The sequence below is a fragment of the Pseudomonas sp. LW8 genome (assembly GCF_041956865.1).
GTDB classification, from domain to species: Bacteria; Pseudomonadota; Gammaproteobacteria; order Pseudomonadales; family Pseudomonadaceae; genus Aquipseudomonas; species Aquipseudomonas siliginis.
Genome location: NZ_CP168138.1, coordinates 179580 through 204296 on the forward strand (window position 1 = coordinate 179580; position 24717 = coordinate 204296).

Below are 24717 nucleotides of genomic sequence, written 5' to 3' on the forward strand. Positions count from 1 at the left end.
CAAGGAGCTTTGCATGCGCCAGAAACCCACCGTACTCGCCCGCGAGATCGTCGCCACCAGTCGCCTGTTTCGCGTCGAAGAACTCAAGCTGCGATTTTCCAATGGCGTGGAGCGCACTTACGAGCGTCTGGTCGGCAAGGGTGCGGGCTACGGCGCGGTGATGATCGTCGCGATGCTTGATGCCGAACACGCAGTATTGATCGAGGAATACTGCGGCGGCACCGACGAATACGAACTGTCTCTGCCCAAAGGCCTGATCGAGCCGGGCGAAGACGTGCTGGCAGCGGCCGAGCGGGAGCTCAAGGAAGAGGCCGGTTACGGCGCGCGTCAACTGGAGCATCTGACCGAGCTGTCGCTGTCGCCCGGTTACATGAGCCAGAAAATCCAAGTGGTGCTGGCCACCGACCTGTATGAAGAGCGGCTGGAAGGTGATGAGCCGGAGCCGATGCGGGTCGACAAGGTCAACCTGCGCGAACTGTCGGCGCTGGCGCAGAATCCGCAATTTTCCGAGGGCCGCGCCTTGGCTGCGCTGTATCTGACCCGCGACCTGCTGAGCCAGCGCGGGGTGTTCAGCTATGAGTGAGACGTCGATGAATTTTCCCCATCCGCTGATGGCACCTGTGGTTGCGCTGGCTTTACAGGCTGGCGAGGCGATTCTGCCGTTCTGGCGCGCCGGCGTTGAAGTCACGGCCAAGTCCGATGATTCGCCGGTCACGGCCGCCGACCTGGCCGCCCATCACCTTATCGTTGCCGGGCTGACGGCGCTGGATCCGAGCATTCCGGTGCTGTCCGAAGAGGACGCCGACATCCCGCAAAGTGTTCGCGCCGGTTGGCAGCGCTGGTGGCTGGTGGATCCGCTGGACGGTACCAAGGAGTTCATCAGCGGTAGCGAGGAATTCACTGTCAACATCGCGCTGATCGAAAATGGCCGGGTGGTGTTTGGTGTGGTGACGATGCCGACCAACGGTCGTTTTTATGTCGGCGGCGCCGGATTTGGAGCCTGGCGTGGCGACGAGGGCGGTACGCCGACGGCGATTCAGGTGCGCGATGTGCCTGCGCCGGGCGAGGCGTTTACCGTGGTCGCCAGCCGTCGACATTCCAGTCCCGAGCAAGAGCGTTTGCTGGCCGGGTTGAGCGCCAGTCTTGGTGAGTTGCAACTGGCCAATATCGGCAGTTCCTTGAAGTTCTGTCTGTTGGCCGAAGGTGCTGCTGATTGCTATCCGCGACTGGCGCCGACTTCGCAGTGGGACACGGCGGCAGCGCAGGGCGTGCTGGAAGGGGCGGGGGGCGAGGTGCTGGATTTGAAGGGTGAAGCGTTCAGTTATCCGCCGCGAGAATCGCTGTTGAACGAGTTCTTTCTGGCGCTGCCGGCGAAGGCTGCGTGGCGCGGACGGTTGTTGGAGTTGGCCCGAGGCTAACTGCCTGATCCGCAATTCCCCTCACCCCAGCCCTCTCCCCCAGGAGAGGGAGCCGACCGAGTTGTCTGGCGCTATGCATCGACCTGGGGAATCGAGTCGATTGTGGATTCGGCGAAGCAGTTTCAGGTCGACTAAAATCTGCAGCATCTTCGTATCGGTTCCCTCTCCCTCGGGAGAGGGCTAGGGTGAGGGGCTGTTGATCTTCAACGGTGCAAAACGTACTGCCCGGTAAATCTCACCGCATCGTCTTCACTTCCCGCATTCAGGATCCGCGTATCCAGCGTCAGCCGCGCCCGTCCATATCGCCGATACATCGCCACGAACCGTTTCCAGACTGCCGCATCCGGCGCCGGGCAAATGGCCATGGCGTCTCCCGTCACCGGCAGCGGATAACTGATCTGCCCTTCCTGAATGACGATATGTCCGTCGGCAATCCCTTCTTCCTTCAAACGTAAATGCAACCAGCCCCAACCGGCCAGCACCGCTGCGCAATACAGGCTGCCGCCAAACATGGTGCTCTTGTGATTGACGTTGGGCGCGAGCGGCAGGTGCAGGCTCAGTTGCTGCTCGCGCCACTCAAGCACCTCGAGGCCCATTTCGGCGGTCAGCGGAATGTCGTGATGCAGCACCGTTTGCAGGTATTCGCTTTCGCTGCTCATTCGTTGTCTTCCCCGTGGCTGCTGTCGCCGAAATTCAGACCGTGTTTGCGCAGCTTGTCATGCAGGGTCTTGCGCGGAATACCCAGAGCTTCGGCGAGGCTGCGCACCGAGCTGTGCGAGCGCGCCAGTTCGGCGGCTATCAACGATTTTTCGAAGTTTTCGACTTGCTCGCTGAGGCCGCCGCTGACCACTTCTACAGGCGCGCCGCCGCTGCCATCAGCGCTGTTGTCCAGTGCCAGTTCAAGGCCGAGGGCGAAGCGTTCGGCGGCATTTTGCAGTTCACGTACATTGCCTGGCCAAGTGTGGCGCAGCAGCAGGGCGCGGTGTGCCGGTTGCAGCTCGTGGGGCGGCAAGCCGTGACGGGCGCTGGCTTCATCGGCGTAATGCTGGAACAACACCAGTGCGTCTTCGCCGCGTTCGCGCAACGGCGGGATGCGCAGCGGCGCGACGTTGAGGCGGTAATACAAGTCGGCGCGGAAGCGGCCCTGATCCGCCGCCTGGCGCAGGTCTTCCTTGGTCGCGGCGATGACGCGGATGTCCAGCGGGATCAACTGATTGCCGCCCAGGCGCTCGACGACCCGCTCCTGGAGCATGCGCAGCAGTTTCACTTGCACGTCCATGCTCATGCTTTCGATTTCGTCGAGAAACAGCGTGCCGCCGTTGGCGAATTCGAATTTGCCGATGCGACGCTTCTGCGCGCCGGTGAAGGCGCCGGGCTCGTGGCCGAACAGCTCGCTTTCCACCACCGATTCGGCCAGGGCGCCGGCGTTGATCGCCACGAACGGGCCGTTGCGGCGGCTCGACAAATCGTGCAGCGCGCGGGCCACCACCTCTTTGCCGGCACCGGTTTCGCCGAGGATCAGCACGTCGGCCTTGGTCGCCGCCAGCGCGCCGATCTGTTCACGCAGGCGCAGCATTGGCGTCGAATGGCCGACCAGCCGAGCGCTCAATTCGTTGCGGTCGCTCAAGGCCAGACGCAGGCTGCGGTTGTCCAGCACCAGCCGCCGTAGCGCGAGGGCGCGACGGACGCTGTCGAGCAGTGCATCGCTGGCAAAGGGCTTTTCCAGAAAATCGTAAGCACCGGCGCGCATCGCTTGCACTGCCAGCGGTACGTCGCCATGGCCGGTGATCAGCAGCACCGGCAACTCGGGATCCTGTGCATGCAACTCGCTCAACAGTTCGAGGCCGTCCATGCCCGGCATACGGATGTCGCTGACCACCACCCCCGGCCAGTCTCGCTCAAGTTGCGCGGCCAGCCCTTTGGCTTCGGACAGCGGCAGAATTTTCAGGCCGGCCAGGTCCAGGGTCTGGCCGAGAGCCTGGCGCAAGTGCGGATCGTCGTCGATCAACACTACCTGGATGCGATTGTCGATGGTCATGCACTTCGATCCTCGGACGGTTGCAGGCTGACTCCGGGCGCGCCGGCGCGCAGGCGCAGGGTAATCAGGGCACCGCCTTGTTTGTGGTTGGCGAACGACAGCTCGCCACCAAAGGCGCGCATCAGCGTTTCACAAATGGCCAGTCCCAGACCCAGACCCTGTGTGCGGGTCTTGGTGGTGTAAAAGGGCTCGCTGGCGCGGCCAAGAGCTTCCATGCAGAACCCGGGGCCATTGTCGCGAATGTACAGATTGACGCCGTCGGCGGTGGCTTCGGCACTCAGCCACAACTTGCGCGGCGGGCCTTTTTCGGTGAGCGCATCGAGGGCGTTGGCCAGCAGATTGCCGAGCACCTGGCGCAGTCGGGTTTCGCCGGCCTCGACCCACAGCGTCGCGGCGGGCAGGTCGCGGATCAGTTCGACTTCCATGCTGCGCCGACGTTTGGCCAGCAATGCCAGCGCATCGTCCAGCGCCGGTTGCAGAGCGACGCTTTCCGGTGCGTGGCGATCGCGCCGAGCGAAGGCACGCAAATGGGCGATGATCGAGGCCATGCGCCCGGTCAGTTCGCTGATCAGCTTGAGGTTGCCGCGCGCGTCCTCGGTGCGCTGATGATCGAGCAGCACTTCGGCGTTTTCCGCATAGCTCCGAATCGCCGCCAGCGGCTGATTGAGTTCGTGACTGATGCTCGCCGACATGGTCCCCAGCGCTGACAGTTTGCCGGCCTGGACCAGATCGTCCTGGGCGCGCACCAGCTCCTGCTGCGCCTGCTCACGCTCGAGCACTTCCTGCTTCAAACGCCGGTTGAGGCCCTCCAGATCGCTGGTACGTTCAGCCACCCGGCCTTCCAGTTCGCGGCGGGCCTTGGCCTCGAAGGCGATGCGCTCCAGATAGTGCCGGCGACGCTGCATCATCAAACCCACCAGCAGCATCACCACCAACAGTGTGGCGCCGCCGATCGCGACCACCGTGCGCACCGGACGATCGATCAGCGTGCGCGGGGCGAGGATGCTCACGCTCCAGCCGGTCTCGGCGATGTCGTGGGTCTGCGTCAGCCAGGCGTCGGGGCTCAGGTTCAGCGGCCGGGGTTCACGGGTCGGATAGGGCTGGATCGCAGTGATCGCGGCGCGCTCGGCATCGCTCAACTCGCGAGTGGAGCGGAAACGCCATTCCGGGCGCGACGTCAGGATGACCACGCCGTTATGGTCGGTCACCAGCAGTTGTTCCGGGGTTTTGCCCCACAGGCTTTCGGTATGGTCGAGGTCGACCTTGATCACCAGCACGCCGATGATTTTCTCGCCGTTGCGCACAGCAGCGGCGAAGAAATAGCCGCGTTTGGCCGAGGTGGTGCCGAGGCCGAAGAAGCGCCCGAGGCGCCCGGCCATGGCTTCACTGAAATACGGGCGGAAGGCGAAGTTGCGGCCGACGAAGCTGTCGCGTTTGTCCCAGTTCGACGCCGCCAGTGTCTGGCCGGACGTGTCCATCAGGTACATCACTTCAGCGCCGGTCTGCGCGGCGATGTTTTTCAGCAGGCGATTGGCGTTGCCTTGGGTCACGCCGTCGTCCGGCGCACCGAGCACCGCGCGCAGGGCCGGCAGATCGCCGAGAATCTGCGGCAACACTTCATAGCGATGCAGGGTGCCGAGCAGGTTGGCGACGTAGAGATCGAGGGTCTGGCGATTCTGCCCGGCGAGTTCGCTGCGGTAATAGCGCTCGGCAAGATGTTCCAGCGGCCACAGCAGCGGCGCCAGGCACAGGGCCAACAGCGCGAGGCTACGCCAGCGGGGTCTGCGGGGAAGCGGTGGTTTCATGTGCCGGATACGCCTGTAGGGACAGGCGCATTATGCCCGGCCTCAGGCGAAGACGTCAGCGTCCTTGAGCAGCGCAGCCGCCTGGTCCTTGGCCGACAGCTTCGGCGCTTCGTCCAGTTGCCAGTCGATGCCCAGCGCCGGGTCGTCCCAGCGAATGCTGCGCTCGGAGGACGGGTCGTAATAGTTGGTGGTCTTGTAGAGGAATTCGGCGAACTCGCTCAGCACCACGAAGCCGTGAGCGAAACCTTCCGGTACCCACAGTTGGCGATGGTTTTCCGCCGACAGGCGCACCGCCACCGACTTGCCGAAATGCGGCGAACTGCGACGGATGTCCACCGCCACATCAAGCACTTCACCCGCGGTCACGCGAACCAGTTTGCCCTGGGTGTTCTGCAACTGGTAATGCAGGCCACGCAGCACGCCTTTTTGCGAGCGCGAATGGTTGTCCTGCACAAATTGCGTATCCAGACCGGTGGCGTCCTGAAACGCTTTGGCATTGAAACTCTCGTAGAAAAAACCGCGCTCGTCGCCGAACACCTTGGGTTCGATGATCAGAACACCGGGCAGATCGGTGGTGATGACATTCATGAGGATTTCCATAGACAGGTGTGAATGGCCGACATTCTTGCGCAAAGTGCTGCAGGGCGCGAGCGTTCGGTTTGAATTGGGCCGTTCAGTCACGCTGGGGGTTGCGTAACCGCCAAGGCAATGGCGATATAAGCGCCTAATAAAATTTCAGGGGTCGTTTCATGCCGCTCGCCACGTTGATTCATCGCGCCAGTTTGCCCGGTCCGCAGGTTTCAGAGGCGCAGGCGCTGCAATGGCTGGCCGAACATTACGGGCTCAGCGGCACGTTGCAGGCGCTGGGCAGCCAGCAGGATCTGAATTACCGCGTCGACAGCGCAAATGGGCGCTTCGTGTTGAAAGTCTGTCGTGGCGACTACGCTCTTGTGGAACTGCAAGCCCAGCACGCAGGCCTCAATTATCTGGCCGAGCACTCGGCGATCAAGGTGCCGCGCGTCATCGCAGCCAATAACGGTGCGGATCTGTTGTCGTTGCAAGCCAATGGCGAAACGGTGCATGTGCGGTTGTTGGAGTACATCGACGGGCAGCCGTTGACCGATTTCGATCATCTTGGCCAGGACGTGGTTGCCGGGTTTGGCCGACTCTGTGGCGAGATGGATCTGGCGCTCGCAGGCTTCGATCACCCGGGCCTTGAACGCACCTTGCAGTGGGACGCGCGTCACGCCAACGCTTTGATCAGTCATCTGTTGCCGGTGATCTCGGACGTGCAGCAGCGTGCGGTGATCAGCGCTGCCGCCGAGCAGGCCGAGCGCTGTTTGCAGCCGCTGCTGGACAAGCTGCCGGTGCAGGCGATTCACATGGATATCACCGATGACAACGTCGTCTGGGCGCGTGATGCCCAGCGGCATTGGCAGTTGCAGGGTGTGATCGATTTCGGTGATCTGGTGCGCACCTGGCGCATCACTGATTTGTCCGTGACCTGTGCGGCTTTGCTGCATCACGCCGATGGCGATCCGTTTGTCATCCTGCCGGCGGTCAAGGCTTATCACGCGGTCAATCCGTTGCAGTACGCTGAGCTGCAAGCGCTGTGGCCATTGATCGTGGCGCGGGCGGCGGTGCTGGTGCTCAGTGGCGAGCAACAGGTGAGCATCGATCCCGCCAATACTTATAGCCGCGACAATCTCAGCCACGAGTGGGAAATCTTCCGCGTCGCGACCTCGGTGCCACAGGCGCTGATGGAAGCGGCGATTCTCACAGCCGTGGGACTGACTGTGCCAGAGGCCGAAAACACAGAATTTGCACCGTTGTTGCCAGGGCTGGTCGGGCGTGAATTTGCGCTGATCGATCTGGGCGTGTTGAGTCCGCATTTCGAAGCGGGCAATTGGGAGCAACCGGGCATTGATCAGCGTTTGCTGACAGAGGCCGCAGCGGTGCATGGGCTGGCGGCGACGCGTTATGGCCAGTACCGCTTGTCACGCACCCGCCCGGACAGTGCGACTGAACCGGATACGTTCCCGTTGCATGTCGAATTGCGTGTGCCGACCGGAACCGAAGTTCAAGCACCGTTCGCTGGCGTTCTGAATCAAGCGGCAAACGGTGCGCTGCAACTCGATGGCCCACAGTTCAGTGTTCGCCTGTGGGGCGTGACGCCTGTTCTTGAACATGGGGTGGCAGTGGATAGAGGCCAGAAACTCGGTGCGGTCACGGGTTCGCTGCTAGTGCAGATGTGCCGGGGAGCGGAACTCGACGCGCCGCTGTTCTGCACGCCGTCCCGTGCATCCGCGTGGCAGGCGTCGTGCCCGTCGCCGGCGACGTTGCTCGGGCTGGCCTGCGACGCCGAGCCTGAGCTGGACGCGCAAACCCTGCTTGAACGCCGCGATGCCAGTTTCGCCCGCACGCAAAAACACTATTACGTTGACCCGCCACGTATTGAACGCGGCTGGCGCAATCACCTGATTGATATGCACGGCCGCTCCTATCTGGACATGCTCAACAACGTCGCGGTTCTCGGCCATGGTCACCCTCGGATGGCGGCGGTCGCGGCGCGGCAGTGGTCGTTGCTCAATACCAATTCGCGCTTCAACTATGCGGCGGTCGCCGAGTTCTCCGAGCGCTTGCTCAAGCTGGCGCCGAAGGGCATGGATCGCGTGTTTCTGGTCAACAGCGGCAGCGAGGCCAATGACCTGGCGATTCGTTTGGCCTGGGCCTACAGCGGCGGGCGCGACATGATCAGCGTGCTCGAGGCGTATCACGGCTGGACGATCGGTGCCGATGCGGTATCGACGTCGATTGCCGACAACCCCAAGGCGCTGGAAAGTCGCCCGGACTGGGTTCACCCAGTGCCAGCGCCGAACACGTATCGCGGCGAGTTCCGTGGCGCCGATTCGGCGCCTGATTACGTGCGCAGCGTCGAGCATCATCTGCAAAAACTGGCCGAGCAGAAGCGGCAACTGGCCGGTTTCATCTGCGAGCCGGTCTACGGCAATGCCGGAGGTATTTCTTTACCGCCGGGCTATTTGCCGCAGGTGTATGAAAAGGTCCGCGCGCAGGGCGGGGTGTGCATCGCTGACGAAGTGCAGGTCGGTTACGGGCGCATGGGCCACTTTTTCTGGGGCTTCGAAGAGCAGGGCGTGGTGCCGGACATCATCACCATGGCCAAAGGCATGGGTAACGGCCAGCCACTTGGCGCGGTGATCACCCGCCGGGAAATCGCCGAGGCGCTGGAGGCCGAAGGTTATTTCTTTTCCTCGGCGGGCGGCAGTCCGGTCAGTTGCCAGATCGGCATGGCGGTGCTCGATGTGATGGAGGAGGAAAAGCTCTGGGAAAACGCCCAGGTCGTCGGCGGTTACTTCAAGGCGCGCCTGGAAGCGTTAATCGATAAACATCCGCTGGTCGGCGCGGTGCACGGCTCCGGGTTTTATCTGGGGCTGGAGCTGATCCGCAATCGGCAGACGCTGGAACCGGCAACCGCCGAGACTGCGTTGCTGTGTGACCGCCTGCGCGAGTTGGGGATCTTCATGCAGCCGACGGGCGATGACTTGAACATCCTCAAGATCAAGCCACCGATGGTGACGTCGCGCCAGAGCGTGGATTTCTTTGTCGACATGCTGGATCGGGTGTTGAGCGAAGGCCTGTAAGCAAGGCACATCCCCTGTGGGAGCGAGCCTGCTCGCGAAAGCTGTGTATCAGTCGCCACATGCGGTGACTGACACAGCGCATTCGCGAGCAGGCTCGCTCCCACATTTTTTTTCGCTCTTAAGTTCGATTTGTATCGATTTAATTAGCGTTCAAACGAAGAGATTACTGATTTATAGCTTTTAAAGCCGATATTTATCGGTTATAAATTCGCCATTGCTCCGGCATGACGATTTTTTGTCCGGTGCACGCGTTTTCTTTCGGTCGAATTCTTCGACCGTCAAAGCACTAGTCCGGAGATGATTCATGAGCCGTATCGTTACCGTCGCCGCCACGCAGATGGCCTGTTCGTGGGACCTGGAAGCCAACCTCGAAACCGCTGAAAGACTGGTCCGTGAAGCCGCCGGCAAAGGCGCGCAGATCATCCTCATCCAGGAACTGTTCGAGGCGCCGTACTTCTGCCAGAAGCCCAATCCGGATTACCTGCAACTGGCAACGACGGTTGAAGAAAACGTCGCCATCAAGCATTTCCGGAAAATTGCCAAAGAGCTGCAAGTGGTGCTGCCGATCAGCTTCTACGAACTGGCCGGGCGTGCACGCTTCAACAGCATCGCGATCATCGACGCCGACGGCAGCAACCTCGGAATTTATCGTAAAAGCCACATTCCGGACGGCCCGGGCTATCACGAGAAGTATTACTTCAACCCGGGCGACACCGGCTTCAAGGTGTGGAATACCCGTTACGCGAAAATCGGCGTCGGCATCTGCTGGGACCAGTGGTTCCCGGAAGCGGCGCGCAGCATGGCCCTGCAAGGCGCGGAAATTCTCTTTTATCCAACCGCGATCGGCAGCGAGCCGCACGACAAGACCATTTCTTCGCGCGACCACTGGCAGCGAGTGCAGCAGGGCCATGCCGGCGCCAACCTGATGCCGCTGGTTGCCAGCAACCGCATCGGCAATGAAGAGCAGGACGGCTACGACATCACCTTCTATGGCTCTTCGTTCATCGCCAACCAGTTCGGCGAAAAAGTGCAGGAGCTGAATAAAACCGAAGAAGGTATTCTTGTGCACACGTTCAACCTCGACGAGCTGGAACATATTCGCAGCGCGTGGGGTTCATTCCGCGACCGCCGGCCGAATCTGTACGGCGCGTTGAAAACCCTCGACGGTTCCCTGGAGTCCTGATGACCACATTGAAAAGTACCCCGCGCGCCGACGGCTTCTACATGCCGGCCGAGTGGGCGCCACAAACCCAGACCTGGATGATCTGGCCCGAGCGCCCGGACAACTGGCGTCTGGGTGGCAAACCGGCGCAGGCCGCGCACGCCACAGTGGCCAAAGCCATCGCCCGCTTCGAGCCGGTGACCGTTGCCGTCTCCGCCGGCCAATACGAAAACGCCCGCGCGCGCCTCGACGTGCCGAATATCCGCGTGGTGGAAATGTCCAGCGACGATGCCTGGGTTCGTGACAGCGGCCCGACCTTCGTTATCAATAACCATGGCGAAGTGCGCGGTGTGAACTGGGATTTCAACGCCTGGGGCGGTTTCGATGGCGGCCTGTATGCACCGTGGAACCGTGATTCGCAGGTCGGCGGCAAGATCCTCGAGATCGAACGCAGTCCACGTTACCGCACCGAAGGTTTCGTGCTCGAAGGCGGTTCGATTCATGTCGACGGCGAAGGCACGCTGATCACCACCGAAGAATGCTTGCTCAACCGCAATCGCAACCCGCACCTGAGCCGCGAAGAAATCGAAGCCGTACTCAGCGACAACCTGTCTGTGGACAAGATCATCTGGTTGCCGGATGGCTTGTTCAACGATGAAACCGACGGCCATGTGGATAACTTCTGCTGCTACGTGCGTCCGGGCGAAGTGCTGCTGGCGTGGACCGATGATCCGCAGGATCCGAACTACCCGCGCTGCCAGGCCGCGATGCAAGTGCTGCAAAGCAGCACCGACGCCAAGGGCCGCCCGTTCACGGTGCACAAAATGCCGATTCCGGGGCCGCTGTACGCGACCGAAGAAGAGTGTGCCGGCGTCGATGCGGTGGACGGTTCGCAGGAGCGCAACCCTTCCGTGCGCCTGGCCGGCTCCTACGTGAACTTCCTGATCGTCAACGGTGGCATCATCGCGCCGAGCTTCGACGACCCGATGGATGCCCCGGCCAGGGAAATCCTGCAGAAGCTGTTCCCGCAGCACGAAGTGGTGATGGTGCCGGGCCGTGAACTGTTACTGGGTGGCGGCAATATTCACTGCCTTACCCAACAGCAGCCAGCGCCGCACAAAGAGTGAGTTGAGTCGTAACAGCTTGAGTTGATTAACAAATCAGCCAGGCAATGATTAGCTCGCTCAGCATGAAAGCAAGCCCGCGGCCCGTCAGGACCGCGGGCTTGTTTGTATCCGCCGGTCGACATTCGAGTCGCCTTGGCATAGCTCTTGTATTGCTCCTGATGCACTAGGGAGGGAGGGGAACTTCAACAGTTCTGTCACAAACCTTGGATAACGTAGCCGCTCACGAACGGGGAGAGAGCGCTGAAATGAACGCCGAAGTGAACGTAATCAGCGAGCGGACTGTGCATCCCATGGCCGTCAACGGCGAATCGCTCCAGCTTGTCGCGCACTGGTTGAAGTCCAATGGAACGCGTCAGATCAGAGAACCTGATCCGCGCCGGATGATGATCGAGCGCTACCCCGCTGGCCTGTTCAGCGAGGCCGAGCTGGAAGCCTTGTGGGATGTGATGGAAGGATAGGAACAACAGGGATTGGTCAAAAAGCGCTGCCGGGATGGCGGCGCTTTTTTTGGCCTGATTTTTATCCACAGGTATTCAAAAGTGGGAGCGAGCCTGCTCGCGAAGGCGTCAGCACTGCCAATGACTTTGTTAACTGATCCAGCGCTTCCAGAGCAGGCTTGCTCCCACAGTTCAGAACTCCCTGTTTAATCCGTTTTTTCTGCAACAGCCCAGCAAAAAAAATACGTTTCTTAGACGTTTTTCGCCTATTTAAAGACGATTCTTGAAATTGACACACAGTTCAGGGCGCGGCTACGATTCGGCCCAACGCCTGTGGCTAACCGCCATGACTCAAAATAAGGAGCAGGCCCGCCATGACGTTAACGTCGGCGGGCTTTTTTGTTTCGGGGTGAATACAAGAGTGCAGAAAGCGCCGTTTCAGCCGTTCGACACAGCGCGTTTCAACCCGTAATAAGGAAAACAAAATGTTGAACAAGCGAATCAGTCTGATCGCACTGGGGATGTTGAGTGCTACACAGGCCATGGCTAACGACCAGGCCGAATCCAAGGGTTTCGTTGAAGACAGCAGCCTGAAAGTGCTGCTGCGCAACGCCTACATCAATCGTGATTACAAAGACGGTAACAAGGACAAGGCCGAATGGGGCCAAGCGGCCATCGGTACGTTCTCGTCGGGCTTCACCCAAGGCACCGTAGGTGTCGGTGTGGACGCTTTCGGTCTGTACGCATTGCGCCTGGACGGCGGCAAGGGCCGTAGCGGCGCCGGCGGCATCGACTTCTTCAAACAGGAAAATGATGGTCGCGCGAACCACGACATCGCCAAGGGCGGTGCTGCGGTCAAGTTCCGTGTGTCCAACACTGTACTGACCTACGGCGACCAGATGCCGGCCCTGCCGGTGCTGAGCTACGACAACGTGCGTCTGCTGCCGGAAAGCTATACCGGTACTTTGATCACCTCCCGTGAGATCAAAGGCCTGGAATTAAACGCCGGGCGTTTCACTGCCGAGTCGCGCAAAAGCGATGAAGGCCGTGACAGCGGCGGTCTGAAGTCGATCAACGTGTTGGGCGGCAGCTATCAGTTCACCGAAAACTTCAAAGGCGCGCTGTACGCCTCCGACGTTGAGGACGTCTTGAAGAAACAGTACGTGAATGCCAACTATGTGATTCCGTTCAACAAGGATCAGTCGCTGACCCTGGATTTCAACGGTTATCGCACCAAGCTGGACAGCTCGTACGTACGCGAAAACACCGTGCCGGGCGAAAGCATCGTCACCGGTCGCGACAACAAGATCTGGAGCCTGGCAGCCACCTTCGCCACCGGCCCGCACTCGTTCACCATGGCGCATCAGCGTTCCACCGGCGACAGCAACCTCGGTTATGCCTACGGCGGCTACCAGAAAGATCAGGGCCGTGTCGGCGACGGTGGTAACTCCATCTATCTGGCCAACTCCTACTGGTCTGACTTCAACGCCGAAGACGAACGCAGCTGGCAGCTGGGTTACGGTCTGGACTTTGGTTCGTTCGGCGTTCCGGGTCTGAGCTACAACTTCGCTTACGTGCGCGGCGACAACATCACCACGTCCACCAGCGAAGGCGGCACCGAGCGCGAAATCTTCAACCAGTTCAAGTACGTCGTGCAGAGTGGCCCGGCCAAAGACCTGAGCGTGAAGTTGCGCAGCTCGATCCTGCGCGTGTCGCAGAAATCCAGCGAGTACAACGTCAGCGGTAACGAGCTGCGTGTATTCGTGGACTATCCGATCAACATCTTCTGATGATCGATCCGCTGTAAGAGAAATGAGAAAACCTCGATTCGATCGGGGTTTTTTTTCGCCGGTTCTTCAGCGAAAACCGCAAATAACCGGTGTTTTTGTCATGTAAAACTCGTTTTTCAAGCGCTGCAGATTCCGTTTCAAGCAGTGCTTCAAATGCCTGAAATTCTTTCTCATGGACGCAAATTCTCCACCCAATAGATTAGGGCGTTCAACGCAGCGGAGAATTTGGTAATGATCGTTTTGAACAGAGAAGTGGGCGAATCGCTACGGCGCGACAAGTTTGTCAACGTCCAGGGTGGTGACTTCAATCTCTACGGTCATTTTGCCGACTTCGTCAGACTGACCAAAAGTTGGGAAAACATGGAGCCAGACAGCTACTACGGTCAGGCCGAAGCCGGCATGCGTTATCGTCGTTACAGCGACTTTGAATACAACCCGAAAACCCGCGAGCTCAAGCAACTTGAGCATCGCGCTTATGTGCAATCGAAAGAGAACAACGCTTACGTCGGTGGCGTGGTGCGCCACTTCCAGGACTTTTCCGAGGAAGTGATCTCCTCGCCGGTGATGCGCAGCCTGATCGACACCGATTTCGAAGTGTACAAAAGTGTCCTGCCGGAAGAGTTGCACGATGAAATCTGGCAGTGCCAGATCCATCAGATCCGCATCGAGATCAAACCCGGCAAACAGCTGGAAATCACTCCTGAAGGTATTCATTGCGACGGCTATCCGTTCAGCGGTGTGCACTTCTGGGGCCGCAGTAACGTAGAGGGTGCCGAGAGTCGACTGTACGACATCCACGAGCATCAGCTGGCGGCGACCACCTACGAGGAAATTCTCGATACCACCTTCTTCCTCGATCGCGACATGCGCCACTACGTGACCCCGGCGCGCAATACCCACACCCATGCCATGGCGTACCGGCAGATTCTGGCGATTTCCTTCTCGCGGCCCGGGACCGCTTTCGACATTGTTCGCTAATCAGATCACCCCAATCGACGGCGTCGAGTGCTCGACGCCAGTGGTACTGCGCCGCGCCACCGCCAAGGATGCGCAACGCATGGAGCGCTTCTTCCGCCAGTTCGACGAAGTGTCGTTCTGCGAATGGCAGGACGCCAAATGCCTGCGCGGCGTGTTGATCCAGAAAACCACCACGGCGTATCTGGCGTTCGATGTGGCTGGCGAGATCGTCGGCGCGGTGCTCGGCGGCATGCTCGGCAGTCGCGGCACGATCAATCATCTGGCCGTGAGCCCGCGCTACCGCAGCCAGGGCGTGGGCCAGCGTCTGGTTGAAGCAGCGTCGTCCGACATGAAACGGGTCGGGGTGCTGCGGATGTTTCTGTTCGTCGACGATGCTAACCTCGCGGGCAAGCGATTCTGGACTGCCCAGGGTTTTTGCGAGCCTCACGGCGAACGAACATTTGAGAGGGATCTATGAATGAAAGGTCCGGCAGCGCGCCGCTGATGGCGACTCATCAGCCGTCGCGCACGTTTGCCGAAGCCAGCCCGGTGGTCGCCGGGTATTTCACCGTGTCGTTTGTCTTCGGGCTGATGGCGGTCAACGCCGGTCTGCCGATGTGGCTGCCAGTAGCGATGTGCTTGTTTGTCTATGCCGGCGCCTCGCAGTTCGCCGCGCTGGCGCTGATCTCCAGCGGCGCCTCGCTGACCACCATTGTGCTGACCACTTTCCTGATCAATGCGCGGCACATGCTGATGTCGGTGTACATGGCCAAGGCGCTGCGCGCCCTTGGTTTGAGCCGCATGGAGCGTTGGGCTTACGCCGGTGGCCTGACGGATGAATCCTTCGCCTTTCACAGCGTCAAGCTTGGCACGGGCGCACCGGTCAATGTGCGTTACCTGATCGGCTTCAACCTGTTCTGTCACACCTCGTGGGTGCTCGGCGGTCTGCTCGGTGCGGTCTGCGCGCAGTACGCGGCGCACTTGATCAAGTATCAGCTCGACTACGCGCTGACGGCGATGATGCTCTACGTGCTGGTCTCGCTGTGCAACACGCGCAACAAACTGATTGCCGCCGCTGCCGCCGTGGTCTGCATGGGTGCGCTGAGCCTGATCGGCAGTTCGCCCTTCAACGTATTTATCGCCACGTTCGTGGGCTGCGGAGTGGGTGTATGCCTGACCAAACGTTCCTGATTCTGGTGGTGGTGCTGATGATGGCGGTGACATTCCTGCCGCGCGCCTTGCCACTGCAGATCAACACCGAACACTGGCCGCCCTTCGTGGCGCGGGCGCTGGAATATCTGCCGGTGGCGATCGTCGCTGCGATCAGCCTCACACCCCTGTTGGTCAAGGATCGGCAGATCCAGCTCGATCGCCCGGAATTCTATGCTGCGATTCCGACGTTGCTATGTGCGTATTTCAGCAAAAACCTCTTTCTCAGTGTGGCGGTGGGGACGGCTGCGTACATTGCGCTCGGCTCGTTCATGTAGCGGCAGATCAACGACGTCGTTCAGCGCCTGGTGCGACAGCTCCGGATTGTTTACCGCCAGGCGCACTTCGAGGAAATCCTCGAAACCGGGAAAAATCGTCAGACCGTTCTTCTGCGCCGCTTCACGCGAGACCATGCCGACCGCATCCATCTGCGTGATCAACGACAGCGTCAGGGTTTCGCTGCAGGAATAGACCATGCGCTGGCCGTTCTCGTGATTGCCTAGCCCGGCGTCGAGAAACCGCAAGAAGCTGTGGGAATACGGACAATCTTCCGCAGGACGCACCTGAAACTTGTTGCCCAGCAAGGTCAGCGGATCGTTTTCCTGACCGCAATGCGCACCGACCACCTGCACCTGCACCTCTGGCAGCACGATGCTCGGCAGCCCCGGCCGCTGCGGGCCGATCAGCACGGCAAGGTCAAAATCTTCGTTCTTCAGCTTGCTGAGGTTTTCCATCGACTCGGCGTAGCTGAATTCCATCTGGTAATCGGGAAACACCTCAATCAGGCGTCCGATCATGCGTCGGTTGAAATCAGGCGACAGGGTGTTGTTCAACGCCACCTTCAACGTGCGCTGCCCGGGCACCTTCAGCGCCTCGACCTTTTCTTCCATCTGTCGCGTGGCGATCAACACTTTGTCGATGTAAGGCGTGAGCTCCGTACCTTGCGGCGTCAGCGTCAGGCCCTTGTTGGAGCGGCGAAACAAGCGGAAACCGAACTGCTCTTCGACCTTGTTCAACTGTGCGGCCAACGCCTGCACGGTCAGGCACGAATGCTCGGCTGCGGCCGACAACGAGCCGGTCTGCACGATGCGCATGAGGTTGCGTAAGGTTCTGCTATCCATGGGTAATGCCCTCTGAAGTGGGCTGGGTATTGTTGTTTACGAAACGACCGAAACGGCGCCATATGCCGGCTATATTCCTGCACCTGAGCATAGTTGTCGCGGATTTAGTAGCGAATTGATTTCCCCGCCGATGGCTGGAGGCTGACAGAGGATCGGGGTTTTTGGTGAAGTGGGGGTGATGAAGGTCAAAAAAGTGCGTGGTTTTGGTGCGCGGGGAGATTTTTTTCGAAGAGAAACAGCTTACATCTTCCTAGCTTTTTGCCTGCGTCATACGCAGATAGGTCTCAGGTAAAGTAACGATTCAGCTGATAGCGCCCAACAGTCAAAGGAGTTGAAATGGATGTCTGGCATGCGAGCCATGGTGGTAGATAACCACCTATCAACTTCGCATTGACCCACAAAGATCACTCCGAACACAATGCAGAGGTAGCGCTGATGTAGCTACAAAACCACGATGAGGTAATTGAAATGGCTGCACTACTGAAAACTACCGATGTGCGCTGCCGCATTGATGAGGATTTGAAAGCGCGTGCCACTGAAGTCTTGAACGCTTGCGGGCTGAGCATTAGCGACGCCATGCGACTTTTTCTGCGACAGGTTGTTGCTACTCAGGGGCTTCCCTTCGAGGTGCGAGTTCCATCGGAGAAGACGGCCCGCGCAATGATGGAAGCACGAGAAATCCGTCAGCGTTTCGACTCGATAGACGACATGCTAAGGAATGCTGATGGCGAAACAGGAGAAAACGCAAAAACGCGCTGATCGGCCTAAACAGTGTGCACAGACTTCTGAATTCAAGAAGTCTTGGGATCGTTTAGGGAGTCATTCAGAACTGTTTAAATAGCGCAGAAAAACATAAGCCGACTTAACTCCGGCTTCTGTGCGTGTGATTGTTACGATTCGTTCATTTGTGTATCAAAACGCTAAAAAATTACAGTTATGTACTAGTCTTCAGCTAAGACAAAAAATCAGGAGGCGTCTATGCCTACCTCATCCCCAGCTCTCACCCCACGCGAACAACTCGACGCCCCCGAAGCCGGTCGCGTCGCGCTGAAGTTCTTCTTTAACCTCATGGAGCGCTGGGGCTGCAGCGCTGAGCAGCAACGCACATTGCTGGGCGGTGTCGGTAACACCACCTTCTATAAATACAAACACCTGCCGAACGTACGTCTGCCTAACGATACCCTTGAGCGCATCTCTTATCTGATGGGCATTCACAAGGCGCTGAGCATCATCTTCAGCAATAGCCGTGAGCGCGCCTACAAGTGGGTCAGCAGCCCGAACACTGCGGCACCGTTCAATGGCAAAACCGCCCTGGATTACATGCTGGCGGGCCGAGTGGTCGATATCGCCGATGTGCGCCGCTACCTCGACGGAGTGCGCGGTTGAAAGCGCCGGCGCCGGTGGATGTGCCATGGCCGCGGGCGTATCGCATCGTCAACAGCAGCTTCCCGCCGATTGCGCTGTTCGAAGATGTCCTCGATCCCGAGGACCTCGAAGTTGCCTACGCCATCGAAGCGCTGACCAATGATCGCCTGATCGAACAGGCCGGCGTACTCGCCCGCGTACGTCCCGAAGATCGCCTGTCCGGCCCCGGTTCCAGCCCGGTGATGGCTGCGTTCACTCACGTCGGCAAACGCAGCCGTTTCAGTGACGGCACCTTCGGCGTCTATTACGCCGCCAGCAGCCAGGCTGCGGCCATCGCCGAAACCTGTTTTCACCAAGAACGCTTTCTTGCCGCGACCCGGGAAGCCGATCTCGAATTGACCATGCGTACCTATATCAATCAGGTGACCAAACCGCTGCATGATGTCCGCCATGGCTTTGATCACTTGCATCAGCCTGATCCTGAAGCCTATGGCCCATCACAGCTGTTCGCGCGGCAACTGCGCGACGCCGAGTCGTGGGGCTTGCTCTATAACAGCGTGCGGTTGCCTGGGCATGAATGCGTTGCGGCGTTCCGTCCGCCTGCGGTTTCGATTCCGAAGCAGGGCAAGCATTTGCGCTATGTCTGGAGCGCAAGTGAGGGCAGGATTTCGTTTGTGTTCGAGGTCAGTCAGGTCTGAATTATCGCTTTGACTTTGTCGAGCGTTGTGACAGGAATGACGCTGGATGGAATTCGCGAAGAGGGCGACAAGTTGTAAACGGCAAACTCTTTGCCGACGACTTTGTCGGACATGAGTTTCAGAGATGGAAGTATTCTGGAATGAAAATGCTGATCCAGACCGCACGGCGAGATAGAGCTTCCATCAGTCTCGTAAAAGCGCCCCGCGGACTGGTTCATATCCGCTCCCACCAAAATCACCTTTGAAAAGCCTGCGTGATAGGCAAGTTGGAGTGCGAGATACAAGACTGTGCGGGCATCAAAAAAACCATGGGCTAGGTTTTTGCTGAATCCGATACTGCGGTTTCGGCTACCCCAAACAGCGCGACTACGTACCAGATCCTGGTTGTCGCGCAGTAGCCATTCAGTCAAGGTTGGTTTGGGCGCTTTCTTGAGCAAATAGAGATCACCTGTCGGTTCAACAATCAGTTCCTGAGCCTGGTTAGCCCACACAGCTACACGCTGACTAGTGCGCATCGCATAGGCAAACAGTTCAGGTTGTTGTAGCGAAAAACTGGTATCGGTGCATGCGTAGAAGAACGGCTTTATGCCTGTTCCCATGAACATGGATATCGCGCCGTTCACCGTGATCATCGGGATGTCGGCAAACTGTTCAATGGGAAAGTCCTTCGCGGAGTTGCCCGACGCGATAATGAATACAGCGCCTTGAGCAATGTTTCGACAGTCAGAAAAGTCCCTGATTTGCGAACGTGCGGAGCCGTTTGGCGTTTCTGATGTTGAGTTCATCGATGGTCTCTTGGTCCATGTCATGCATTCAGCCCGTTGTGCTGACGTGATGAAGCGGGATGACTCTTCCACAGCGCCGCGCTTTGTAAGGGAGTGTTGCGCTCGGCGTTAGTTCCCAATTGGCTGCGGGGCGGCCGATGCGTTGGCCAAGAACGCTCCAGTGGCTGGCGGGTTGTCTGGATAGATGCAGGAGGGAAGTCGGATATGTCCCCGCACCAAGGGACCTTGAGGAAGGCCGGCATGTTTTCGGCAGGCCTGAAATGCAAAAAGCCCTCGCATCAACGAGGGCTTCGAATGGCGGTTTGCATCAATGCCTTTCTGGTGGCGAATCCATTACTTTCACCACATCATCGATCAGTGCCTTGCTTGGCTCGTGCAGATACTGCGAGGCATAAGCGCGGACTTTGCAGGATTGGGAACAGGGGCACAGGCAGCCGACGGGTGCAGCGCAGACTCTCTTGCGGGTGGCAAGTCAGCATCCTGAGGCGTTGCGGGATCTGCATATTGCTTGATACCACTAAAACCTTTCGCCTGGCGTCTGCTACTGAATACAACGAAGCCCCTGCATTTCTGCAGGGGCTTCGTTTTGTATGGCGTCAGCACCAAAATCGTAAAAAAGAATTCAGGTTGCGACTCTGTCACTAATTGAAAAGCGTGGTCTGTCCCCAATTCTGTTTCTCCGGGCGCAATGGCGAAAGAACAAGACCTCTGGCTTCCCTTACTCCAAACACCATTGCGATTGCCGTTTCCAGTCATCTGGAAATCCCATAAGTTTCAAATCACCCGGTTCCCTCTTGTCCATTATTTCGGCCAAGTGAAATTTCCACTGGCTGTCTGGACTGATCAAATCGGTTAAATACGCCAGCATCGTTAGTACTATAAATAGCCGCTGCTTGGGTTGAGGCCGATTGCCAGGCGCATTTTGGATGACCCATTCTTTTGGTAAGGATGGTCGAATCGAGAGCTCTCTGTTCCATAGTCGTGAGTGGTGGGCGCAGCAGTTTCGAATGAAGGTCAGAGTGTGGAGCCAGGAGGCCAGTACTTCGAAGGGGAGATTAAATCTGCTCGCGATCGCTTTCTTGTCGACGCTTTTGCCTATGGCATTGAACATCGTGGATACCGTCCCAAGGCTGAGCTCTTCCAGAACAGCCCAAGCGGGCGGCAACTCGGGATGGGCATAGGTTGATCCGTAGAATCGAAAATAGTTATCGCGCATGCGATTTTCAATTCGCTGGTGCTGGACCTGATCAACTCGGCTGCTCTTTTTTATACGATCAATCTCACGTCCCAGTTTGTTGCGCTCCTTGCCCAGTTGATCTCGCAGGGGCCGCAATAAATCGCCATGTGAATATGAAGAAGAGAAGATTGACGCGTCAGCTATCCAGTCAGGCCCGTACTTAGGGCACATGTGATTGCTGATAGTCGCTCGTATGGCGACTTCGACACGTTCGATAGCATCCATGGTTATGCGTCGCAACGAGCCATCGAAGCGGTAGATGTCGACGACTGCTTTCAGAGTGCTACCAGGTTTGAAGGTGTGTTCAGGGTTTGTTTCCTGAAAAGGGCGCATGTATGGACTCAAGCGAAACAGCGTGACCACTTCCAGGAAACGCATGGCGCGCTCGTCATTTGCGACTTGCAGGCCTCGTTGCTTTAGCAGTTCCAATTGCTGTTCTACGCTGAGGGCCGGCTTGTCGAAGGGCCTCATGTAGTTTTCTCCAGGCAAAAAAAACCCGCACGATTTGAGCTTGCTGACTGGGTCAACCTAGGCTTGGCGGGTGTATTGGGGTGCATTATAGGTAGGTGCAAGAGCCCGTCAATGTTGGGCTGATGTGAAATTGTAACGGGTCCAGGCACGCGGGCAGAGTAGGGGGCTGCTGGTTGAGATAAGGCGTCGTTTGTTTTGTCGCAGCGATGCGGACCTCCTGGTGAGCTCCAAGCGCCAGAAACAACAAAGCCCCTGCATTTCTGCAGGGGCTTTGTTTTGTATGGTGCCGGCACCAGGAGTCGAACCCGGGACCTACTGATTACAAGTCAGTTGCTCTACCAACTGAGCTATACCGGCGTGTGGGCGACGATTATAGCGATTGGGTAGATCCTGTAAACCCCTGAATTCAGACTATTTTTGCATTCCGGAAAAATCAGGCCCAGCGCAAATTTATGCGCTGCTTTTATACCTCGCGCGTAGTAAGACATTTATACAGGGCGTACGGGTCAGCTTCGGCTTTCATGACCCCACAATTATTCACTCGGCTAGCCCAATATTCGTCGGTTATGTCGTTTTGATTGGCAGCTTATGCACAACTGAGGGGCGCGGATACTGGCTTATGCGAGGTGTTGTGAACCCATTCTCATCTTGTTCGCAAATCCCTGTTTTACAGGTTTTTTATTCATGTGAACAAAAAATGACCAGTGTTGTTAAAGCGACGAAACAGGCGCAGATATTGGATCCACAGCAAATCCATCAACAGAGTTATCCACAGGTTGTAACGTTTTAGGCGCGCTCGGCGAGCAGCAGTAAGTTACGCGGTGTGAGTGAGGCGTCGCAAAAGGTGCCGAGGCGTACGACGTATCCCTGTTCTGCGAGGAAAAGCGCCCGATCCAGATTCAGCCAGAGCTCAAGCGGTCGGCGGAACAAACCGCAAAGCAATTCGAGATTGCGAACTTCGGCCAACCGCTGCCAACCGGTTGCTTCGAGTGCGGGCCAATCTGCCTCACCGATTGTGGATAACTCTTTGAGCACAGCCAGATCGCGACAGTAATCGGCGAACGGTTTGTCCAGCCAGGCGCTGGGCAGGGAGGGCGTTGGCAGGTATTCATCGACGCCGCGCACTTGCCGTTGCAGCAGGTCAAAAGCCAGGCGACGAGCCATCGATGTGTCACGCTGGCGCCGGACGCGCGCACCGGCGGTGACGGTTTCGTTCATCGGCAGCGCCAGATCTTCCAGCGAGAGCTGTAGAAGCGATGCCGATCCTGCGCAGGACAAGGCCTGGTATTCGTTACGACTGATGCGGTTGTAACAGCACGGTGCGATCGCCATTTGATGGCAGCCGGCAGCACTGGCCAAATGCATCAAGCGCACGTGCAGATCACCGCAGGCGTGGAGGGCGACGGGGGTGTGGGCGGCGTTCAATACGGCCGGGGCGTCTGCCGCGAGTACATCCTGTTCGACATGCAGGGCGTGCAAGTGATGACGCTGACTCAGTGCCTGACCGCTGGCGACCAATAAAGGATCGTATTCAACGCAAGTCAGTTGCTGCCCCGACCCCAGTAAGCGCCGTCCCAAATGCCCTTTGCCTGAACACCAATCCAACCAATGCGTCGGTGGCGAAGCGAAAGACAATCGACGGGCAAACGCTTCAATCTGCTGCCACTTGCGTCCGGGCACATCGACATTCAAGCGATGCCCGGCAGCCTCAAGCGCATGCCCCGGCAACTCACCGACCGCACTCAACTCTGCCGACAACTTCGCCAATGAAGCGAACGGCTCAGGCGCATCCACGAGTTCAGCAGGATGGTGATGCGCGCGTTCTGCATCTTCCAGCGACCGCCCGCGTAGCCACGCAGACAACTCCGGGTAGGACGCTTCCCATGGAAGTTGTAGGTGAGTGAACGGTCGAGGTTTCCACAGCGCCTGATGCTCAATCAAATAAGCATCCAGCGCGGTGAAGCGGGCGAGTAGGGCCTCGCCCGTCAGCACGTGGGAAGTATCAGCGGCCTTGGCAGGCATCGACGCGCAGCCAGCGTTCCAGCAGCTTGAAGCCGCGAACCAGCACGTAAGCCATGACCAGATAGAACACACCGGCGGCGAAGAAGATCTCCACCGGCAGATAAGTGCGGGCAATGATCGTGCGGGCCATGCCGGTGAGTTCCAGCAGGGTCACGGTGCTGGCCAGGGCGCTGGCCTTGAGCATCAGGATCACTTCGTTGCTGTAGGCCGGCAGGCCGATGCGCGCAGCACGCGGGAGGATGATGTAGAACATCGCTTTCGGTCTGGACATGCCCAACGCTCGCGCGGCTTCAATTTCGCCCGGTGGAATCGCCTGAATGGCACCGCGCAGAATCTCGGCGATGTACGCCGCCGTGTGCAACGTCATGGTCACGGTCGCGCACCAGAACGGATCGCGCAGGTAGGGCCACAACGCGCTTTCACGCACCGCGTCGAACTGCGCCAGGCCGTAATAGACCAGGAACAGCTGCACCAGCAGCGGCGTGCCACGGAAAAAGAAGATGTAGGCGTAAGGCAGCGAGCGCACGTACCACAGCTTCGAAGAGCGGGCGATGCCCAGCGGAATGGCGAGCAGCAGGCCGGCAATGACCGCGATGGCGACCAGTTCCAGCGTCAGGGTCGCGCCCTGTGCCAGTTTTGGCAGCCACTTGATGATGACTTCCCAGTTCATTGCGCGCTCCTCGCAAAGCCGCGGGCGGCGCGTTTTTCCAGGAAGTGCATGCCGGTCATCGCCAGCACTGTCAGGCCGAGGTACATGATCGCCGCGACCATATAGAAGGTGAACGGTTGTTTTGACACGGTCACACCGATCTGCGCGTGACGCATGATTTCTTCCAGACCGATGACCGATACCAGCGCGGTGTCTTTCATCAGGATCATGAACAGGTTGCCCAGGCCCGGCAGGGCGATGCGCCACATCTGCGGCATGATCAGCCGGGTGAAAATCCGCCATTTCGACAGGCCCAGGGCCTGGCCGGCTTCACGGTGGCCCTTGGGAATGGCCAGCAGGGCGCCACGAAACACTTCCGTGGCGTACGCGCCGAAGCACAGACCCAGTGCGATGACACCGGCGGCAAAGGCGTTGAGTTGCAGGTCGGGGTTGCCGAAGTACTCACCGAGGGCGCGCATCAGGTTGACCGTACCGAAGTAGATCAACAGCACCCAAAGCAATTCCGGGACGCCGCGCACCAGTGTCGAGTAGGTACCGCCAAGCCATTGCAGCGGCTTGTACGGGGAAGTCTTGGCCAAGGCGCCGAGCAGGCCGAGCACCAGGCCCAGGCACAGGGCGGTGAGGGCCAGTTGGACGGTCATCAGCGCACCAGCGGCGAGCGCCGGGCCGAATCCGTAGAGGTCGATAATCATGGGTTTCTGTTCAAATTGCGGCAGGCAAAGTCGGGAGCCGGCGCCGCTTCA

The 24717-nt window shown here is 58.8% G+C and carries 25 protein-coding genes, 1 tRNA gene and 1 pseudogene; 15 read left to right on the top strand and 12 right to left on the bottom strand.

Annotation, left to right across the window (positions count from 1 at the left end):
* The first annotated feature begins 13 nt into the window (after positions 1-13).
* Together nudE and cysQ are read left to right on the top strand one after the other, a co-directional pair.
* A complete protein-coding gene (gene nudE / locus AB9L16_RS01005) occupies positions 14-583 on the top strand; it encodes an ADP compounds hydrolase NudE (protein ID WP_016772166.1) in 570 nt (189 codons plus the stop codon).
* 7 nt (positions 584-590) lie between these two features.
* Positions 591-1418, top strand: coding sequence for a 3'(2'),5'-bisphosphate nucleotidase CysQ (gene cysQ, locus AB9L16_RS01010; RefSeq protein WP_095181090.1), 828 nt, complete (start codon positions 591-593; stop codon positions 1416-1418).
* A 203-nt stretch (positions 1419-1621) separates the two neighbouring features.
* Here the strand turns inward: cysQ and AB9L16_RS01015 are convergent, their stop codons facing one another.
* From AB9L16_RS01015 to rfbC, 4 genes are read right to left on the bottom strand one after another with little or no spacing between them, the layout of a single operon-like run.
* Complete coding sequence (locus tag AB9L16_RS01015; protein WP_375122981.1) at positions 1622-2077, bottom strand: thioesterase domain-containing protein; 456 nt, start codon at positions 2075-2077, stop codon at positions 1622-1624.
* Entirely contained in the window at positions 2074-3456 is a 1383-nt protein-coding gene (locus tag AB9L16_RS01020) for a sigma-54 dependent transcriptional regulator (protein WP_041477494.1), read from the bottom strand. The genes AB9L16_RS01015 and AB9L16_RS01020 overlap by 4 nt, the downstream gene beginning before the upstream one ends.
* On the bottom strand, positions 3453-5261 hold the full coding sequence (locus AB9L16_RS01025) for an ATP-binding protein (protein ID WP_130902949.1): 1809 nt from the start codon (positions 5259-5261) through the stop codon (positions 3453-3455). The genes AB9L16_RS01020 and AB9L16_RS01025 overlap by 4 nt, the downstream gene beginning before the upstream one ends.
* 42 nt (positions 5262-5303) lie before the next feature.
* Entirely contained in the window at positions 5304-5849 is a 546-nt protein-coding gene (rfbC, locus tag AB9L16_RS01030; protein WP_056787145.1) for a dTDP-4-dehydrorhamnose 3,5-epimerase, read from the bottom strand.
* Positions 5850-6010: 161 nt separating this feature from the next.
* Here rfbC and AB9L16_RS01035 point away from each other — a divergent pair, with 161 nt between their 5' ends.
* The 9 genes from AB9L16_RS01035 (at position 6011) to AB9L16_RS01075 (ending at position 15883) form a co-directional block, all read left to right on the top strand.
* Complete coding sequence (locus AB9L16_RS01035) at positions 6011-8923, top strand: aminotransferase (RefSeq protein ID WP_375122982.1); 2913 nt, start codon at positions 6011-6013, stop codon at positions 8921-8923.
* A 304-nt stretch (positions 8924-9227) separates the two neighbouring features.
* Complete coding sequence (aguB, locus tag AB9L16_RS01040; RefSeq protein ID WP_041477498.1) at positions 9228-10106, top strand: N-carbamoylputrescine amidase; 879 nt, start codon at positions 9228-9230, stop codon at positions 10104-10106.
* Positions 10106-11212, top strand: a complete 1107-nt coding sequence (gene aguA / locus AB9L16_RS01045) for an agmatine deiminase (protein ID WP_150741769.1) — start codon at positions 10106-10108, stop codon at positions 11210-11212. The genes aguB and aguA overlap by 1 nt, the downstream gene beginning before the upstream one ends.
* Positions 11213-11457: 245 nt before the next feature.
* The gene (locus tag AB9L16_RS01050) at positions 11458-11670 is read left to right on the top strand and encodes a hypothetical protein (RefSeq protein WP_056787152.1); all 213 of its coding nucleotides are present in this window, start codon (positions 11458-11460) and stop codon (positions 11668-11670) included.
* A gap of 464 nt (positions 11671-12134) precedes the next feature.
* Positions 12135-13439, top strand: a complete 1305-nt coding sequence (locus tag AB9L16_RS01055) for an OprD family porin (RefSeq protein ID WP_375122983.1) — start codon at positions 12135-12137, stop codon at positions 13437-13439.
* A 231-nt stretch (positions 13440-13670) separates the two neighbouring features.
* On the top strand, positions 13671-14417 hold the full coding sequence (locus AB9L16_RS01060) for a 2OG-Fe dioxygenase family protein (protein WP_041477502.1): 747 nt from the start codon (positions 13671-13673) through the stop codon (positions 14415-14417).
* 79 nt (positions 14418-14496) lie between these two features.
* On the top strand, positions 14497-14874 hold the full coding sequence (locus AB9L16_RS01065; protein ID WP_008080517.1) for a GNAT family N-acetyltransferase: 378 nt from the start codon (positions 14497-14499) through the stop codon (positions 14872-14874).
* Entirely contained in the window at positions 14871-15587 is a 717-nt protein-coding gene (locus AB9L16_RS01070; RefSeq protein WP_016772152.1) for an AzlC family ABC transporter permease, read from the top strand. Before AB9L16_RS01065 ends, AB9L16_RS01070 begins: the two co-directional genes overlap by 4 nt.
* Positions 15566-15883 carry an AzlD domain-containing protein gene (locus AB9L16_RS01075; protein ID WP_150637942.1) on the top strand — a complete coding sequence of 106 codons (318 nt, stop codon included), beginning with the start codon at positions 15566-15568 and terminating at the stop codon, positions 15881-15883. The genes AB9L16_RS01070 and AB9L16_RS01075 overlap by 22 nt, the downstream gene beginning before the upstream one ends.
* Here the strand turns inward: AB9L16_RS01075 and AB9L16_RS01080 are convergent.
* On the bottom strand, positions 15800-16726 hold the full coding sequence (locus AB9L16_RS01080) for a LysR family transcriptional regulator (RefSeq protein ID WP_122611119.1): 927 nt from the start codon (positions 16724-16726) through the stop codon (positions 15800-15802). The two genes, AB9L16_RS01075 and AB9L16_RS01080, sit on opposite strands and share 84 nt — an antisense overlap.
* A 468-nt stretch (positions 16727-17194) precedes the next feature.
* Here AB9L16_RS01080 and AB9L16_RS01085 point away from each other — a divergent pair, with 468 nt between their 5' ends.
* The 3 genes from AB9L16_RS01085 to AB9L16_RS01095 all read left to right on the top strand — a co-directional run bounded on the left by AB9L16_RS01085 (position 17195) and on the right by AB9L16_RS01095 (position 18789).
* On the top strand, positions 17195-17485 hold the full coding sequence (locus tag AB9L16_RS01085) for a type II toxin-antitoxin system RelB/DinJ family antitoxin (RefSeq protein WP_056787159.1): 291 nt from the start codon (positions 17195-17197) through the stop codon (positions 17483-17485).
* A 219-nt stretch (positions 17486-17704) separates the two neighbouring features.
* Positions 17705-18112 (top strand): MbcA/ParS/Xre antitoxin family protein, encoded by a 408-nt coding sequence (locus AB9L16_RS01090; protein WP_150637943.1) that lies wholly within the window; start codon positions 17705-17707, stop codon positions 18110-18112.
* Positions 18109-18789 carry an RES family NAD+ phosphorylase gene (locus tag AB9L16_RS01095; protein WP_353188688.1) on the top strand — a complete coding sequence of 227 codons (681 nt, stop codon included), beginning with the start codon at positions 18109-18111 and terminating at the stop codon, positions 18787-18789. The genes AB9L16_RS01090 and AB9L16_RS01095 overlap by 4 nt, the downstream gene beginning before the upstream one ends.
* On the opposite strand, the gene AB9L16_RS01100 is transcribed toward AB9L16_RS01095, so the two are convergent.
* Both AB9L16_RS01100 and AB9L16_RS01105 read right to left on the bottom strand, forming a co-directional pair.
* Complete coding sequence (locus AB9L16_RS01100) at positions 18780-19574, bottom strand: lipopolysaccharide biosynthesis protein (protein ID WP_252877255.1); 795 nt, start codon at positions 19572-19574, stop codon at positions 18780-18782. The genes AB9L16_RS01095 and AB9L16_RS01100 overlap by 10 nt on opposite strands.
* A gap of 307 nt (positions 19575-19881) precedes the next feature.
* Complete coding sequence (locus AB9L16_RS01105; RefSeq protein ID WP_353956569.1) at positions 19882-20004, bottom strand: DUF3077 domain-containing protein; 123 nt, start codon at positions 20002-20004, stop codon at positions 19882-19884.
* Between AB9L16_RS01105 and AB9L16_RS01110 the strand changes: the two are divergent.
* Positions 19973-20086 (top strand): annotated as a pseudogene (locus tag AB9L16_RS01110) (helix-turn-helix domain-containing protein); the annotation flags it as partial. The gene AB9L16_RS01105 and the pseudogene AB9L16_RS01110 overlap by 32 nt on opposite strands.
* Before the next feature lie 206 nt (positions 20087-20292).
* Here the strand turns inward: AB9L16_RS01110 and AB9L16_RS01115 are convergent.
* The 5 genes from AB9L16_RS01115 to AB9L16_RS01135 form a co-directional block, all read right to left on the bottom strand.
* Complete coding sequence (locus AB9L16_RS01115) at positions 20293-21282, bottom strand: Abi family protein (RefSeq protein WP_375122984.1); 990 nt, start codon at positions 21280-21282, stop codon at positions 20293-20295.
* Positions 21283-21563: 281 nt separating this feature from the next.
* Positions 21564-21639, bottom strand: a tRNA-Thr gene (locus AB9L16_RS01120).
* Between the two features lie 429 nt (positions 21640-22068).
* Entirely contained in the window at positions 22069-23304 is a 1236-nt protein-coding gene (locus tag AB9L16_RS01125) for a methyltransferase (protein ID WP_375122985.1), read from the bottom strand.
* Positions 23285-23974, bottom strand: a complete 690-nt coding sequence (locus AB9L16_RS01130) for an ABC transporter permease (protein ID WP_056787188.1) — start codon at positions 23972-23974, stop codon at positions 23285-23287. Before AB9L16_RS01130 ends, AB9L16_RS01125 begins: the two co-directional genes overlap by 20 nt.
* A complete protein-coding gene (locus tag AB9L16_RS01135; protein WP_041477511.1) occupies positions 23971-24666 on the bottom strand; it encodes an ABC transporter permease in 696 nt (231 codons plus the stop codon). The genes AB9L16_RS01130 and AB9L16_RS01135 overlap by 4 nt, the downstream gene beginning before the upstream one ends.
* Positions 24667-24717 lie beyond the last annotated feature (51 nt).